The sequence below is a fragment of the Belnapia moabensis DSM 16746 genome (assembly GCF_000745835.1).
Classification (GTDB): Bacteria; Pseudomonadota; Alphaproteobacteria; order Acetobacterales; family Acetobacteraceae; genus Belnapia; species Belnapia moabensis.
This window is the reverse complement of record NZ_JQKB01000025.1, coordinates 1-15,199: the sequence shown is the minus strand read 5'-3', so window position 1 is coordinate 15,199 and position 15,199 is coordinate 1. Positions and strand designations below refer to the sequence as shown.

Genomic DNA, 15,199 nt, shown 5'->3' with positions numbered 1-15,199 from the left:
TCCCCAAACCCCATCCGCCAGGCCGGAACCCGGCCTGGACCGGTTCTGGTTAGGCGACGCTCGGCGTGCCGCCGGTCAGCGGATCGTTGGCGGCGACGGGCGAGGCGTTGATCTGGTCCGTCTGCGCGCCGCTGTCCGGCCGCGGCGGCGCCAGCACCGGCTCGCCGCCCAGCGGCTCCGACTTCATCGGCGCGAACTGGCCCTTGCCGTCGATCGAGGCGCCCTCGGTCCAGCGCCCGGCCGGCACCTGCCCGTCGATGCGATGACCGAAATAGGCATAGGAGAACTGGCTCGCCTCCTGCGATTGCGGGAAGCTGTTCGGCACCGGCAGGTTCGCGGTCGAGCCGCCCAGCTCCTCGATCACCGCCAGCCATTGCTGCTGATGCATCGTGTCGCGGGCGATGAGGAAGGAGAGCATGTCCTTCATCCCCGGGTCGTCGGTCATGCCGTAAAGGCGCGTCGCCAGCACGCGGCCCGTCGCCTCGGCGGCGACATTGGCGTACATGTCGCCGACGATGTTGCCGCTGGCATAGACATGGCTCGCGTTGAACGGCACGCCGTTGCAGTTCTCCGGCGTCGCGGCGAGGCCGGTGCTCAGGATGTGGCGGAGGTTCATGCCGCCCATCACCGCGCCGGCGATGCCGTCATTCGCCACGTCTTCCTGCATCGACAGCGGCGCGCCTTCGAGGTTGAGCGCTACCGCGGTCGCGAGCATCTCGATATGGCCGATCTCCTCGGTGCCGGTGTTGATCAGCATGTCGCGGTACTTCACCGGTCCGCGGCTGCCCCAGCCCTGGAAGAGATACTGCATCATCACGCGGATCTCGCCTTCGACGCCGCCGATCGCCTGCTGCAGCGCACGGGCGAAGATCGGGTTGGGGCGCTCGACGCGAACAGGGTATTGCAGCTTGCCATCGGTATAGAACATCTGGACCTCCGATCCGGGTTATCCTGACCGAACCGGTGGCGCCGGCAGAGGTTCGTGCCGAAGCGGGCAACGAGCCCCGAACTTCCGTCTTCCGTGAAGCCCCGATGCGCTTTGTGCGAATTGCGCCTATCGCAACAGGCGCAGAAGGAGTCCGCCATGACGAAGGATGAGTTGACCGCCTGGGCCATGGCCAATGGCTGGGTGATGATCGCCGGCAACCCCAGCCTCACCAAGCCCTCCTCGCCGAAGGAGGCGATCGTGCGGATGGTGCTGAAGGCGACCGTCGTCCATATCGAGGTGAAGAAGCCCGCCGGCAAATGGGAGAAATTCACCGGCGAGAGCTACGCGAAGGTCACCGCGGACGAGGAGACCGGCATCCCCCTCGGCCTCGGCCTCGACACGATCCCCGGTTTCCGCATGCTGATGCAGGAGAACCGGGACCGCGCCGTCTTCGCCAAGATGACAGGGAAAGGGTAGGCGCTACTCCGCGCTCGCCTCGTCCAGCGCCGCCACCTGCGCCGGGCTGAGCCCGAGCGCCGTCGCCCCCAGCAGATCCTCCAACTGGTCGGAGCTGGTGGCGCTGGCGATCGGCGCCGTCACCGCAGGCTTCGCCAGCAGCCAGGCGATGGCCACCTGCGCCGGCGTCGCCGCCACCTCGCCGGCCACGGCGTCGAGCGCCGCCAGCACCTTCAGCCCGCGCGGCGTCAGGTACTTGCCCATGTTGCCGCCGCGCTTGCTCTTGCCGAAATCCGCCTCCGACCGGTACTTGCCGCTGAGGAAGCCCGAGGCCAGCGCATAGTAGTTGATGACGCCGATGCCCTCCGCCCGGCAGAGCGGCTCCAGCGCCTCCTCGAAGACCTTGCGGTCCATCAGGTTGTAGAGCGGCTGCAAGGTCTCGTAGCGCGGCAGCCCGTGCTTCGCGCTCACCTCCAGCGCCTCCTTGAGCCTCGGCGCGCTGTAGTTGGAGGCGCCGATCGCCCGCACCTTGCCCGCCTTGATCAGGTCGGCGAAGGCGCCGAGCGTCTCCTCCAGCGGCACCGTCTCGTCATCCTTGTGCGCCTGATAAAGATCGATGACATCGGTCTGCAGCCGGCGAAGGCTCGCCTCCACCTCCTTCACGATCCAGCCGCGCGACAGGCCCTGCTCGCCGGAGCCCATCTTCATGCCGACCTTGGTGGCGATCACGACCTGGCCGCGCTTGCCGCTCGCCTTCAGCCATTCGCCGATGATGGTCTCGCTCTCGCCGCCCTGATGGCCTGGCGCCCAGGCGGAATAGACATCTGCCGTGTCGATGGCATAGAGCCCGGCATCCACCAGCCGGTCGAGGATGCGGTGCGACTGGGCCTTGTCGATGGTCCAGCCGAAGACATTGCCGCCGAACATCAGCGGCGGCACCTTGATGCCGGACCGCCCGAGGCTGCGCTCTTCCATGCCCTGTCTCCCCTTATGCGGGAGGAGCATGGGGTCGCGCCCCAGCGATGTCAGCCCTTCATCAGCCCGGCCGTCGTCAGCGCCTTGCGGATCACCCCGCTCGGGTCGATCGAGCCGAGCTTGATCCCGCCCAGGGTGAAATCCTCCTCCGCCTTCGGTTCCTCGGCCCGGTTCCCCTCCTGGTCGATGACCGTATGGCCCTTCGCCGGCCGCGCCTGGCCCTGCGGCTGCCGCACCGGCTGCTCCACCGGCAGGCCGAAGAACTCGGCGATGGCGGCGGTGGAGCCGATCCCCGCCTGGAGGAAATACGGCCCCGCCTGGCCGATCCCGCTGGTATCCAGCGGCACGCCATGCGCCATGCCGGCGATGATATGGTGCTCCAGCACCACCTGCCCCTTGGCATCCCGCCAGGCCTGGGCCCGATGCGCCCCACTGCCCGATTCGACCGGCGCTCCGGTGGTGCCATGCAGCGCCGCCCATTGCCGCGCCAACTGCTCGCCATTCACCGGCCGCACGGTCGTATCCGCATCGCCCTGCCAGATGGAGACACGCGGCCAGGGCCCCCGATGTGGCGAGGCCGCCCGCACCAGCGCCGCCCAATCGGCCGCCGAGCGCGGCCTGCCGCTGGCCATCGCCTCGAAAGCCTCCGGCATGCTGCTCGCCGCGCCATAGGGCAGGCCGGCGATGATGGCGCCGGCGGCGAAATCCTCCGGATAGGTGGCGAGCAGGTTGGCCGCCATCGCCCCGCCGGCCGAGAGCCCAGTGACGAAGACCCGCTTCGGGTCGATCCCCCGCGTCGCCACCATGTGCTGAATGGCGGAGTGGATGGAAGCCACCTCGCCCTGGCCGCGCGTGGAATCGCCCGGCTCGAACCAGTTGAAGCAGCGATTGGCGTTGTTCGCCTGCCGCTGCTCCGGCAGCAGCACGGCGAAGCCCCCGGCCTCGGCGAGCGCCGTCCAGCCGCTGCCCGTGGCATAGCCCGCCGCTGTCTGGGTGCAGCCATGCAGGGCGACCACCAGCGGCGCGCCATGCGGCAGCCCCTCCGGCAAATAGGCCAGCATGCGGACCGACCCCGGATCGGAGCCGAAGCCGGCCAGCTCGACCAGGTCGCCTTCATCCGTCGCGGCGCCGGCCGCGGCGCTCATCCTGGCCTGTGACTGGCGTACCAGGTCGGACAGGCGGCTGCGCATCTGGTTCAAAGGCTGATCCTTTCGGGCGGTGGTGCGGAATGGCCCGCGTCTCGTACGACCCTAGCGTATCGGTACGGCCCGGGTTTCGCTGCACTGCAACATGGACCTCCGCATCCCTGCATTCCAGGCTGCAACGCCTGACTGTCATGAACGTTAAGGGAACACGATACGCAGGAGAACCGCCCATGACCGACAACCCGAAGACCGACGCCGAGCCCGGCTCCAACACCATCAAGGACCCGGACGACTGGACCACCGGCGACGAGAAGATGACCGGCGCCCAGGCCAGCTACCTCAAGACCCTCAGCGAGGAAGCCGGCGAGGAATTCGACCCGGACATGACCAAGGCCGACGCCTCCCGCCGCATCGACGAGCTTCAGTCCAAGACCGGCCGGGGCAGGTAGCCACCCTGCTTGTCGCAGGGCATCCCCCCATGCTTAAGCAGGGGGGATGACCCTGGACAGGCCCCCCACGAGCCGATGAGCCCGCTGAATGCGCGACGGCTGGCGAATTTCCGCGCGAACCGGCGCGGCTGGTGGTCCCTCTGGATCTTCGCCGCGCTCTTCTTCGTAACCCTCTTCGCCGAATTCATCGCCAACGACCGGCCGCTGGTCGCCCGCGTCGACGGCCAATGGTTCGTCCCCGTCCTCGCCGACTATGCCGAGAGCGACATCCTCCCCGACGGTCTCCCCACCGAGGCCGACTGGCACGACCCGGCCCTGGTCGAGGACATCGCCCGCCGCGGCGGCTGGATGCTCTGGCCGGCCATCCCCTATTCCTACGCGACGGTGGTGCGCGACCTCGGCCGCCCGGCGCCCTCGCCGCCCTCCGCCCGCAACTGGCTCGGCACCGACGACCAGGCGCGCGACGTGTTGGCGCGCGTCATCTACGGCTTCCGCATCTCGGTCCTCTTCGGCTTCACGCTGACAATCCTCGGCTCCGCCATCGGCATCGCCGCCGGCGCGGTGCAGGGCTTCTACGGCGGTTTGACCGACCTGCTCTTCCAGCGCTTCATCGAGATCTGGTCGGGCATGCCGCAGCTCTTCCTGCTGATCATCCTGGCCAGCATCATTCAGCCGAGCTTCTGGATCCTGCTCGCCTTCCTCCTCGCCTTCTCCTGGATGGCGCTGACCGGCGTGGTCCGCGCCGAATTCCTGCGCGGCCGCAACCTCGACTACGTCCGCGCCGCCCGCGCATTGGGCGTGTCGGACACACGCCTCATGGCCCGCCACATCCTGCCGAACGCGATGGTGGCGACGCTCACCTTCCTGCCCTTCACCCTCTCGGGCAGCGTCACCATCCTCGCCTCGCTCGACTTCCTCGGCTTCGGCCTGCCGCCCGGCTCGCCCTCGCTCGGCGAGCTGCTGAGCCAGGGCAAGAACAACCTCCAGGCCCCCTGGCTCGCCTTCACCGGCTTCATCGTCCTCGGCGGCGTCCTCACCCTGCTGATCTTCGTGGGCGAGGCGGTGCGTGACGCGCTCGACCCGCGCAAGCTCCCGGGCGGCGGCCGATGAGCGCGCCGCTGCTCTCGGTCGAGGACCTCACCATTGCCTTCGGCCCCCGCCCGGTGGTCCGCAACCTCTCCTTCGCCCTCCACCCCGGCGAGACGCTCGCCCTGGTCGGCGAGAGCGGCAGCGGCAAGTCGCTCTCGGCGCTCTCGACGCTCCGCCTGCTGCCGCCCGCCGCGCGCATCCTCTCCGGCCGCATCACTCTCGACGGCACCGATGTCCTCGCCGCCGACGACCGCGCCCTGCAACGCCTGCGCGGCGGCGTGGCGGGCATGGTCTTCCAGGAGCCGATGACCTCGCTCAACCCGCTGCACGGCATCGGCCGCCAGGTGGGGGAGGCGGTCACCCTGCACCGCCCCCTCGCCGGCGCCGCCCTCCGCGCCCGCGTGCTGGAGCTGCTGCGCCGGGCCGGCCTCCCCCGCGCCGAGGAGCGCCTGGGCGCCTACCCCCACCAGCTCTCCGGCGGCCAGCGCCAGCGGGTGATGATCGCCGCCGCCCTCGCCAACGACCCCAAGCTCCTCATCGCCGACGAGCCGACGACGGCTATCGACGTCACCATCCAGGCCCAGATCCTCGAACTCCTGGCCGACCTCAAATCCCGGCTCGGCATGGCGATGCTGCTCATCACCCATGACCTCGCCATCGTCCGCCGCTACGCCGACCGCGTGGTGGTGATGCGCGACGGCGAGGCCGTGGAGCAGAACACCGCCGCCGCCCTCTTCGCTGATCCGCAGCATCCCTACACGCGGATGCTGCTGGCGACGCAGCCCCACGGCCGCCCGGCGCCGATTGCCCCCGCCGCACCGCTGGTGGTGGAGGCGAAGGAGGTGCGCGTCCACTTCCCCATCCGCCGCGGCCTGCTCCGCCGCCAGGTCGGCGCGGTGAAGGCCATCGACGGCGTCTCCCTCACGGTGCGCGAGGGCGAGACCCTCGGCCTCGTCGGCGAGAGCGGCAGCGGCAAGACCACGCTCGGCCTCGCCCTGCTGCGGCTGGAGGGCAGCGAAGGCGCCATCCGCTTCGAGGGCCAGGACATCCAGCCGCTCTCCCGCCGCGCCCTGCGCCCGCTGCGCCGCCGGATGCAGATCGTCTTCCAGGACCCCTACGGCTCGCTCTCGCCCCGCCTCTCCGCCGGCGAGATCGTCGGCGAGGGGCTCGAGGTCCACGAACCCGCCCTGACCCGCGCCGCACGCGAGGCCGCGGTCGCCGCCGCGCTGGAGGAGGTCGGCCTCGACGCTGGCATGGCCGCCCGCTACCCGCATGAGTTCAGCGGCGGCCAGCGCCAGCGCATCGCCATCGCCCGCGCCCTCGTCCTGAAGCCCCGCCTGCTGGTGCTCGACGAGCCGACCAGCGCGCTCGACGTCACCGTCCAGGCCCAGGTGGTGGAGCTGCTGCGGGCGCTCCAGGCCCGGCACCGCCTCGCCTATCTCTTCATCAGCCACGACCTCCGCGTCGTCCGCGCGCTGGCCCACCGCATCATGGTGCTGAAGGACGGGCGTGTGGTGGAGGAGGGCGAGGCGGAGCAACTCGCCACCGCGCCGCGCGAGCCCTATACCCGCGCGCTCATGGCGGCGGCGTTCGATTTGCGCGCCTCCGGTACGACCGAGCTGAGGGCCGAGGCAGGGGCATGACGGAATTGGAGCGGCTGCGCGCCCTGCTGGCGGCGGACCAGGTGAAGCTCGGCGTGCATATCCGCCGGATGAACTCGCCCGGAAGCCCGGTCTACCGCACCAGCGAGAACGTCGCGCCGGCCGCCGCCATCCTCGCCCTCTCCTTCGGCAGCACCATGCTGGTGCATTTCTACCTCGGCGCCGTGGTGCTGGCCCTCGGCTGCTGGTGGTGGCTGACGAAGCATCTGCCACGGGTGAAGGACGACGTCTTCGACCGCACCGCAGCCCTCGTCCTCTCCGACGAGAAGCTGTTCGACTTCTGGTGGTCGCAGGGCGTGCTCAGCCTCTACGCCCGTCTGGCGGATGGCGAGGAGCGGGCGGCGACCTCGCGGCAGAAATGGCGGGACTGGGTGCGAGCCCTGCCGGACGGGCTGCAAATACTCGAGCCGAAAGGGAGATAAGGATGGCCGTGCTGCTCTCGACCAAAGCCTCCACCATGGAGGATTGGCGCGACGCTCTGCTCGAAGTGGACCCAAGCCTCGAGATTCGCCTCTTCCCCGAAGCCGGCGATCCCGCCGAGATCGAGGCCGCCGTCTGCTGGACGGCGCATGACATGGCGGAACTCCGCCGCTACCCGAACCTGAAGCTGCTCGTCTCCATGGGCGCCGGCGTGGATCACCTGCTGCGCCCGCCCGGCCCCCCGCCCGGCGTGCCGGTGGCGCGCCTCGTCGATGAGCGCCTCACCCAGGGCATGACCGAATGGGTGCTGCTCAACGTGCTGCGCTTCCACCGCCAGGACCCGGAATACCGCGCCCAGCAGTCGGCGAGGATCTGGAACGAGCTGCCCGCCCCCGACACCGCGCGGCGCCGCATCGGCATCCTCGGCCTCGGCGCGCTCGGCGGCGACGCGGCCCGCGCGCTGCTGGCCCTCGGCTTCCCGGTGATGGGCTGGTCGCGCCGGCCGAAATCCCTGCCTGGCGTCGAGAGCTTTCACGGCGATGACGGCCTCGCCGCCATGCTCGCCCGCAGCGACATCCTCGTTTGCCTGTTGCCGCTGACCCCGGAGACGCGCGGCCTGCTCGATGCCTCGCGGCTCGCCCTGCTGCCCGCAGGCGCCTATCTGCTGAACTCCGCCCGCGGCGGCCACATGGTCGCGGCCGACGTGCTGGCTGCGCTCGAGTCCGGCCGCCTCGCCGGTGCCGCGCTCGATGTCTTCGAGCCGGAGCCGCTGCCGCCGGAGCATCCCTTCTGGACGCATCCAAAGGTCGTGCTGACGCCCCACGCCGCCAGCATCACCATCCCCCGCAGCGCGGCGCCTCAGGTGGTGGAGAACATCCACCGGGCGCGGGCAGGCCTCACGCCCCTGAACCTGGTCGACCCCGCCGCAGGCTACTGACCTCTCCCCGCAAAGCCGCCTGGCGGTCTTGCGGGCCTCCGGAAAGGCGCCAGATCAGCCGGCCTTGCGGTTCTCGCGCGAGGACTCGGCATTGGCCGCCTCGTTGGCGACAGCCGGCATCTCATGCGTCGTGGTCTCGGCCTCGGACATGATCTGGCGCATGTCGCGCAGGAAGGCGGTGCCCTTCAGCGTGCGCTGCACGATGACGCTGCGGCGGTCCATCGGGTCCACCTTGCGGCGCGCGAGGTCCAGCTCGCCGAGCCGGTCGAGCGCCCGGGTGATCGCCGGCTTGGACACGTTCAGCTCCGCCGCCAGGCCGCGCACCGTATGCGGGCCATCGGTCAGGTAGACGGTGAGGAACACGCCCAGCTGGCGCGCCGAAAGATCGGGACCGTCGCGCCGAACCAGGGCGACCACCGTGTCCCGCAGAATGCCGACCAGCTGGTCGGGATTGCTCTGTACCACCATTGCTTCAATCCCCTCGCCCCTTGTGGGCCTTTGAACATGTCCGGCGCCGGGCCTCGAACCCTTTGACTGGCCTTGGCCCGCCGGCCGGCATCGGCACTCGAAGTCACGTCAGTCTTGGATAACGCTTGCCCGCTCATGCATCAGAGCGGCTCGACCTAAAAAGTTTCCCCACCATCTCGTTCTCGTTACCGGACCGGCCCTCTTCCTGTGCCGAACAGAGTAGCCAGCCCCTCTGCCAAGGCCCGAAGGGCCTGAGCTTCCCCACCTTCCGGCCGTCCGGGCCGGCTGGCGTCGTTCCATGCGTAGAGATCCAGATGCGCCCAGCGGACGCCTTCGGGCACGAAACGCCGCAGAAACAACGCAGCAACGATCGCTCCAGCCATCGGTCGAGACGAGACGTTGTTGATGTCCGCTACCGCACTATCCAGCCACGAATCGTAAACGTCATGCAAAGGCATGCGCCATACTGGATCATGCTCCGCTCTCCCCGCGGCCAGTAGCGTTTCCGCGAGCGCATCGTCGGGGGTGAAGAGCGCGGGTAAATCGGGCCCGAGTGCAACCCGGGCCGCGCCGGTCAGCGTCGCGCAGTCGATGATCAATGCCGGCTCCCGTTCCGCCGCACAGGCCAGCAGGTCGCAGAGGACGAGCCGCCCCTCGGCATCGGTGTTGCCGATCTCGACGCTGATGCCGGCCCGGGTGCGGATCACGTCCATCGGCCGGAAGGCATGGCCCGAGACGGCATTCTCGACGGCGCCGACCAGCACCAGCAGCCGCACCGGCAGGCGCAGCCGCATCACCAGTTCGGCGAGGCCGAGCACGGTCGCGGCGCCACCCATGTCCTTTTTCATGCGCAACATGCCGGAGGGCGGCTTCAGGTCGAGCCCGCCGGTATCGAAGCAGACACCCTTGCCGCAGAGCGCGACCAGCGGCGCCCCCGGCTCGCCCCATTCCAGCATGGCGACCCGCGGCGCCCGCGGGCTGCCTGGCCCCACCCCTTGGCCCACCGTGGCGATGGCCGGGAAGCCATCCGCCAGCGCCTCGCCCTCGATGATGCGGCAGGCGGCGCCATGTGCCTCGGCCAACGCCTGCACCTCCGCCGCCAGCTCGGCCGGGCCGAGCAGGTTGGCTGGCATGTTGATGAGGTCCCGCACCCGGCAGGTTGCCTCGGCGGTGGCGATCGCCGCCTCGCTCCCCGGCGGCGGCACCAGCCGCGCCGGCGCCCGCTTCGGCGCCTTGAACCGGTTGAAGCGATAAGCGCCAAGGCACCAGCCGAGCACGGCCGCCTCCGCCTGCTCCGCGGACCCTTCGGCGAGTCGCCAGGTGCTGCCCGCAGGCAGGGCCTGGGCGAGGGCGCCGAAGCTCCAGGGCGTCACCGCACCCTCGCCGAGGCCCAGCACCGCGCCGGCAATTCCACCCTCGCCCGGCAGCAGCGCCAGCTCCTGCGCCCGGCCGGCGAAGCCGGTGGCCCTGAGGAAGCCGCTCGCCCCCGCCGGCAAGTGCCCGAGCAACGCGTCGAGTCCGCCCGGGCCGATGCAATGCAACGGCGAAGCATTCTCAACAGGCGCGGCAAGACAATCGAGCATGAGGCGTTCAGGTCCTTGCGGCACGACAGCAGGTCTGAAGAGAGTGTCCGCAACCTATGCGTGTGGCGCGATTCAGCTTGCGCTGATTATCGAGCAATGTCCAGGAAATCGCAACAGGAAAGTAACGAATACGGTTCTCATCCGGGCCGTTTCAGCCCGTCCAGATGATCGCGGATCACCATCGGCGGGCAGGGCGCCTCCGTCGGTACCAGGGCGGCCCAGTCCTCCACCCCCGGCAACCGGCCCGGGTTACGCCGCACCAGCTCGGTCTTGAGGAAGGGAAAGCCCAAGCAGCGGATCAGCGCCGCCCACAAGTGATGCGTCGGGTTGAGTGGCTGCTCCGCCAGCAGCGCCGCCCGTGCCTCCGGCGCCATCCCCTCCAGCCCCCGCAGCAAGGGGTGCGAGGCGGCGAGCTGCGCCCGCTCCGCATGGTCCGCCAGCACCGCGGCCGCCAGCCGCCCATAGCCGAACAGCGCCGCCACCCGGTGCCCGCGCCCCCGCATCCAGCCGGCGAAGCGCAGCTCGCCGCGCTGCACGACCAGCCATTTGGAATGGCTGATCCGCATCGCGCCGAGGAAGCGCCGCATGTCGCCGACCGCCGCATCGCCACGCGCCAGCAGCATGTAGCTCTGCAGATGCGGCCCGCCCTGGATGCTCTCCGTCATGCCGAACAACCCATCCCCGCCGTCGCGCAGCGCCGCGATCACCGGCCCCATCGGGCTGATCGGCCCCAGCACGCTGTCATTGGCGAGCATCAGCTCCCCGGCCTCCGGCCAGCGCCGCGCCGCCTCCGGCGCCAAGTCCCGCCAGGCCCCGAAATCGAGGCCGAAATTCCGCCGCTGCACCAGCAGCGCCGCATGGCCCCGCATCGCCTGCCAATCCGCCTCCGGCACCGCCTCGGCCATGGTGATGAAAACCACGGCGAAGCCCTCCGCCGCCAGCTCCGCCACCTGCCGCCGCACCATCTCCGAGATGCGTCCCGAGGCGGCGTAATGCACATAAAGCGCGACGCTCTGCGCCCCCGGCCGCGCATCCTCCCCCTCCTCCAGCCGCAGCAGCGGCGGCGGCCCAGGGCGGAAGCGACGCCAGGCATCGCGCGGCAGGCTGCGCCCGACCTCGAAGCCGACCTCCGCCACCCGCCGCGCCAGCCGGCTCCAGGTGCCGGCCGTGCTGTAGCCATGGATGGCGCGGCGCAATCCGGGCGGCTGCTCGGTGAGGGCGGTCAGCCGGTAGGGCTCGGGGGGCATGGGCGGGACGATGCGATCCAACGGGTTGGCAAGGCCGGTCTTGGTCGGACTCCGTCCGGATGCCAAGAAGGCGCCGTCTCGCACGAATTGCAGCCAAGGACCATGTGATGCGCCTCACGCCCCGTCAGGCCCTGCGGCGCCTCTGGCACTGGCTGTGGGCGCGCCTGCCGGCCTCCGCCCTGCCGTTCCGGTTGCGTCTCGGCGGACTGGCGCGGCGGATGCTGCGCCGCCTGCCCTGGCTCGCTCACGGGGAATTGCGCGATCCAAACGACCCGGTCGCCTACCGCGCCTGGCTCGCCCCGGCGCCCGCCCTTGCCGCCCCGCCCGAGGGACCCGTCATCACCTTGCTGATGCTGGTCGACAACGCCCCGCCCGAAGCCGTCGCAGCGGCGATCACCGCGCTGCGTGCCCAGCCCTACCCGCATTGGGAACTCGGCCTCATCGCCGCCAAGGCCCCGCCGCCCCTCGCCGAAGCCGATCCCCGTATCCGGCTCCTGCCGCCGGCACCCGCCGCCACGCTCGGCAGCGGCGCCGTCCTTGCCATGCTCGACGCCGCCGACCGCCTGCCGCCGCACGCGCTCCTCGCCCTGGCCACGGAATTCGCAGGGCATCCCGGCGCCGCCCTCGTCTATTCCGACGAGGATGCGATCGACGCCGCCGGCCACCGCCACAGCCCCTGGTTCAAGCCGGACTTCGACGCCATTCTCCTCGCGCAGCAGCCGGAACTGGTCAGCCGCCTCGGCGCCATCCGCCGCGATGCGCTGGCGCCGAATGACCTTCCTGGCCCCGACCTGGCAGGGCGCATCGCCGCCGCCTGCACGCCGGAGCGCATCCGCCACATCCCACAGGTGCTTTACCACCACCGGCGGGAGATCGCTCCCGCCCCCTCCTGGCAGCCGCTCTCGGCGCTCCTGCCCGAGCCAGCGCCGCTCGTCTCCGTCATCATCCCGACGCGCGACGGCGCCGCCATGCTGGAGACCTGCACCACCGGCCTCCTGCGCCATACCGACTACCCGGCGATCGAGCTGCTGATCGTCGACAACGGCAGCACCGCGCCCGAGACCTTCGCCCTCTTCGACCGGCTCCGGCAGGACCCGCGGGTGCGCATCCTCCCCGCGCCCGGCCCCTTCAACTACTCCGCCCTCAACAACCAGGCCGCCGCCGAGGCACGCGGCGAAGTGCTTCTGCTGCTGAACAACGACATCGAGGTGATCGGCCCCGCCTGGCTGCGCGAGATGGTCGGCCTGCTGATGCGGCCCGGCATCGGCGCGGTCGGCGCCAAGCTCCTCTACCCCGACGGCACCCTGCAGCATGGCGGCGTGGTGATCGGCCAAGGCGGCGTCGCCGGCCACTACCTGCCGCATGCCGCGCCCGGCGCCCCCGGCCATGCCGGCTCCCTCACTTTGGTCCGCGAAGTCTCGGCGGCGACCGCCGCCTGCCTCGCCCTGCGCCGCGAGGCCTTCGAGGCAGTGGGCGGCTTCGATGCCGAGGCACTGGCCGTCGCCTTCAACGACATCGACCTCTGCCTGCGCTTCCGCCAGGCCGGCTGGCGCATCCTCTGGACCCCGCTCGCCGAGCTCTACCACCACGAATCGGCGACGCGCGGCGACGACGTGACCGGGGCGAAGGCACGGCGCTTCGCCGCCGAGATCACCCACATGCAGCGGCGCTGGGGCGATGCGCTGCGGCGCGACCCCTTCGCCAACCCCAATCTCGACTACAGCCACCCGGTCCCTGTGCTGTCCGACACTCCGCCTCAGGGCTGAGCGGCAAGCCACTCCACGACCGCCGTCACCGAGGGCAGCACCAGCGTTCCCTCCGGCGCCCGCGCCGCCTCGGCGGCATCCCCGCTCGCCAGGATGCGCGTGCCGACGCCCGCCGCCCGCGCCGCCTCCATGTCGCTCGCCTTGTCCCCCAGCATCACCGAGGCGCCGAGGCCGATCCCATGCGCCGCCGCCGCATCCAGCAGCATCCCCGGCCCCGGCTTGCGCCTTGGGTTCTCCCGCCGATACGGGCCGATGCCATGCTCCGGATGATCCGGGCAGAACTCCACCGCATGCAGCGCCGCGCCCTCCTCGGCGAAGCGCCCGCCCATCCACTGCATCAGCACCTGGAATTCCGCCTCGCCATAAAGCCCCCGCCCGATGCCCGACTGGTTGGTGACGATCACCAGCAGCATCCCACGCGCCACCGCCAGCCGGCCGAGCGCGAAGATGCCGGGCACGAACTCCACCTGCTCCGGCCGATGCACATAGCCATGATCGACATTGATGATGCCGTCGCGGTCGAGGAAGAGCGCCCGCCGCATCTCACACCTCGCCCAGCACCTCTGTGACGGCGCCATCCTGTGCGATGCGTCCGGCGTCGAGCCGGATGACGCGGGTGCACCACTCGCGGACGATGGCCATGTCGTGGGTGGCGAGCACCAGGATCTCCGCCTTGCTGACCAGCGCCTCGAGCTTGGCCCTTGCCCGCTGCATGAAGTCCGCGTCGCCCGCGAGGAACCACTCGTCCATCAGCAGCACCTCGGGGTCCATCACGGTGGCCATGGCGAAGGACAGCCGGACCGACATTCCCGCCGAGTAGGTCCTGACCGGCACGTCGAGGAACTCGGCGAGGCCCGAGAAGGCCCCCACCTCCTCGGCGAGGCTGGCGCTCTCCGCCTCGCCGAGGCCGCGGAACAGCCCGCGGAGGACGATGTTCTCCCGCCCCGTCGCATGCGGGTCCATCCCCGCCGCCGGGTCGATCAGCGCGCCCACCGAGCCCGCCACCTCCAGCCTGCCGCCGACCGGCTCATAGACCCCGGCCAGCGTCCTGAGCAGCGTCGTCTTCCCCGCCCCGTTGTGCCCGACGAGTGCCACCCGCTCGCCGGGGGCGATGCGGAAGCTCAGCTCGCGCAGCGCCGAGACCACGATGCGGCTGGCCTCGTCCTGGCGCAGCCGCAAGGGCGAGTTGGCGAGGATGCGCTTCTTCAGCGAGCGCGCGCCCAGATGGTAGAGCGGGAACTCGATGGTCACCGCCTCGGCATGAATGTGCGGCATGATCAAACCCAGAAGGCGATACGGCCGCGGAAGCGGATGAAGAAGCCGAGCGCGAGGCCGGCCGTGGCGGCGGTGAAGAGGCAGGCCGAGACCCAGACCGCCGCCGAGGCGCCGCCCTCGACCAGCGGCCCGCGCACCGTCTCCATCACCACGTAGAAGGGGTTGAGCACCAGCCACTCCGCCTTGCCCGGCCCCAGCAGCTCGGGCTTCCACAGCACCGGCGAGAGGAAGAAGGCAAGCTGCATGACGCTGCCGACGATGGGGGGGATGTCGCGGAAGCGGGCACAGAGCATGCCGAGGAACAGCGCCAGCGCGCAGGCATTGATGCCGATCAGCGCCAGCCCGGGCAGCGCCCAGAGCGCCTCCCAGCCCGGCCAGACGCCGGTGACGGCGAAGACGGCGAGGATGATGGGCAGGCTGTGGGCGGCGATGACGGCGTTGCGCCAGACGCAGCGCAGCACATGCACCGTGTAGGGCAGGGGGAGCTGGCGGATGATGCCCTCGGCGCTGGTCAGGCTGGTGCAGGCATCGCCGACGACGGCGTTGATGGTGTTCCAGGTGATCAGGCTGACGGCGATGAAGGGCAGGTAGTCGGCCAGGCTCATCTTGAACAGCGAGGAGTAGAGCAGCCCGAGCCCGACGATCATCACCGCGTTCGACAGCGTCAGCCAGAACGGCCCGAGCACCGAGCCGCGGTAGCGGTTGCGGATGTCGAGCGCCGCCAGCGCGAAGCTCAGCCGCCACCGCCGAACCCCCGTGGCAATGTCCCCCAGCGCCGCCGCACGGCGACGAGGGACGCG

The 15,199-nt window shown here is 70.6% G+C and carries 16 protein-coding genes; 7 read left to right on the top strand and 9 right to left on the bottom strand.

Going from position 1 to position 15,199, the window contains the following annotated elements; all coding sequences use genetic code 11:
- Positions 1 to 49: 49 nt before the first annotated feature.
- Positions 50 to 928, bottom strand: coding sequence for a manganese catalase family protein (locus tag EP26_RS16555; RefSeq protein ID WP_052389285.1), 879 nt, complete (start codon positions 926 to 928; stop codon positions 50 to 52).
- Positions 929 to 1,084: 156 nt separating this feature from the next.
- Here EP26_RS16555 and EP26_RS16550 point away from each other — a divergent pair, with 156 nt between their 5' ends.
- Positions 1,085 to 1,405, top strand: coding sequence for a hypothetical protein (locus EP26_RS16550; protein ID WP_043340087.1), 321 nt, complete (start codon positions 1,085 to 1,087; stop codon positions 1,403 to 1,405).
- Between the two features lie 3 nt (positions 1,406 to 1,408).
- Here EP26_RS16550 and EP26_RS16545 read toward each other — a convergent pair whose 3' ends face one another.
- Together EP26_RS16545 and EP26_RS16540 are read right to left on the bottom strand one after the other, a co-directional pair.
- Entirely contained in the window at positions 1,409 to 2,359 is a 951-nt protein-coding gene (locus EP26_RS16545; RefSeq protein ID WP_043340084.1) for an aldo/keto reductase, read from the bottom strand.
- Between the two features lie 50 nt (positions 2,360 to 2,409).
- Positions 2,410 to 3,549, bottom strand: a complete 1,140-nt coding sequence (locus EP26_RS16540; RefSeq protein ID WP_043340171.1) for an extracellular catalytic domain type 1 short-chain-length polyhydroxyalkanoate depolymerase — start codon at positions 3,547 to 3,549, stop codon at positions 2,410 to 2,412.
- A 185-nt stretch (positions 3,550 to 3,734) separates the two neighbouring features.
- Between EP26_RS16540 and EP26_RS16535 the strand changes: the two genes are divergently transcribed.
- The 5 genes from EP26_RS16535 to EP26_RS16515 all read left to right on the top strand — a co-directional run bounded on the left by EP26_RS16535 (position 3,735) and on the right by EP26_RS16515 (position 8,060).
- The gene (locus EP26_RS16535) at positions 3,735 to 3,953 is read left to right on the top strand and encodes a DUF3072 domain-containing protein (RefSeq protein WP_043340082.1); all 219 of its coding nucleotides are present in this window, start codon (positions 3,735 to 3,737) and stop codon (positions 3,951 to 3,953) included.
- Positions 3,954 to 4,028: 75 nt separating this feature from the next.
- Entirely contained in the window at positions 4,029 to 5,063 is a 1,035-nt protein-coding gene (locus EP26_RS16530) for an ABC transporter permease (protein ID WP_043340079.1), read from the top strand.
- Positions 5,060 to 6,685, top strand: coding sequence for an ABC transporter ATP-binding protein (locus tag EP26_RS16525; RefSeq protein WP_043340077.1), 1,626 nt, complete (start codon positions 5,060 to 5,062; stop codon positions 6,683 to 6,685). Before EP26_RS16530 ends, EP26_RS16525 begins: the two co-directional genes overlap by 4 nt.
- Positions 6,682 to 7,125, top strand: a complete 444-nt coding sequence (locus EP26_RS16520; protein WP_052389283.1) for a hypothetical protein — start codon at positions 6,682 to 6,684, stop codon at positions 7,123 to 7,125. The genes EP26_RS16525 and EP26_RS16520 overlap by 4 nt, the downstream gene beginning before the upstream one ends.
- Before the next feature lie 2 nt (positions 7,126 to 7,127).
- Complete coding sequence (locus tag EP26_RS16515; RefSeq protein WP_043340076.1) at positions 7,128 to 8,060, top strand: 2-hydroxyacid dehydrogenase; 933 nt, start codon at positions 7,128 to 7,130, stop codon at positions 8,058 to 8,060.
- Between the two features lie 54 nt (positions 8,061 to 8,114).
- Here EP26_RS16515 and EP26_RS16510 read toward each other — a convergent pair whose 3' ends face one another.
- From EP26_RS16510 to EP26_RS16500, 3 genes are all read right to left on the bottom strand, one after another.
- On the bottom strand, positions 8,115 to 8,528 hold the full coding sequence (locus tag EP26_RS16510) for a MarR family transcriptional regulator (protein WP_084112601.1): 414 nt from the start codon (positions 8,526 to 8,528) through the stop codon (positions 8,115 to 8,117).
- Positions 8,529 to 8,713: 185 nt separating this feature from the next.
- Entirely contained in the window at positions 8,714 to 10,069 is a 1,356-nt protein-coding gene (locus tag EP26_RS16505) for a leucyl aminopeptidase family protein (RefSeq protein ID WP_245624431.1), read from the bottom strand.
- A 179-nt stretch (positions 10,070 to 10,248) separates the two neighbouring features.
- Complete coding sequence (locus EP26_RS16500; protein WP_157033587.1) at positions 10,249 to 11,358, bottom strand: hypothetical protein; 1,110 nt, start codon at positions 11,356 to 11,358, stop codon at positions 10,249 to 10,251.
- 107 nt (positions 11,359 to 11,465) lie between these two features.
- On the opposite strand from EP26_RS16500, the gene EP26_RS16495 reads away from it, so the two are divergent.
- On the top strand, positions 11,466 to 13,124 hold the full coding sequence (locus EP26_RS16495) for a glycosyltransferase family 2 protein (protein WP_052389282.1): 1,659 nt from the start codon (positions 11,466 to 11,468) through the stop codon (positions 13,122 to 13,124).
- On the opposite strand, the gene EP26_RS16490 is transcribed toward EP26_RS16495, so the two are convergent.
- The 3 genes from EP26_RS16490 to EP26_RS16480 all read right to left on the bottom strand — a co-directional run.
- Positions 13,115 to 13,666, bottom strand: coding sequence for a D-glycero-alpha-D-manno-heptose-1,7-bisphosphate 7-phosphatase (locus EP26_RS16490; protein WP_043340070.1), 552 nt, complete (start codon positions 13,664 to 13,666; stop codon positions 13,115 to 13,117). The genes EP26_RS16495 and EP26_RS16490 overlap by 10 nt on opposite strands.
- A gap of 1 nt (position 13,667) precedes the next feature.
- Complete coding sequence (locus EP26_RS16485) at positions 13,668 to 14,399, bottom strand: ABC transporter ATP-binding protein (protein ID WP_043340067.1); 732 nt, start codon at positions 14,397 to 14,399, stop codon at positions 13,668 to 13,670.
- A 2-nt stretch (positions 14,400 to 14,401) separates the two neighbouring features.
- Positions 14,402 to 15,199 (bottom strand): ABC transporter permease (locus tag EP26_RS16480; RefSeq protein WP_043340065.1); only part of this gene is annotated, 798 nt, incomplete at its 5' end.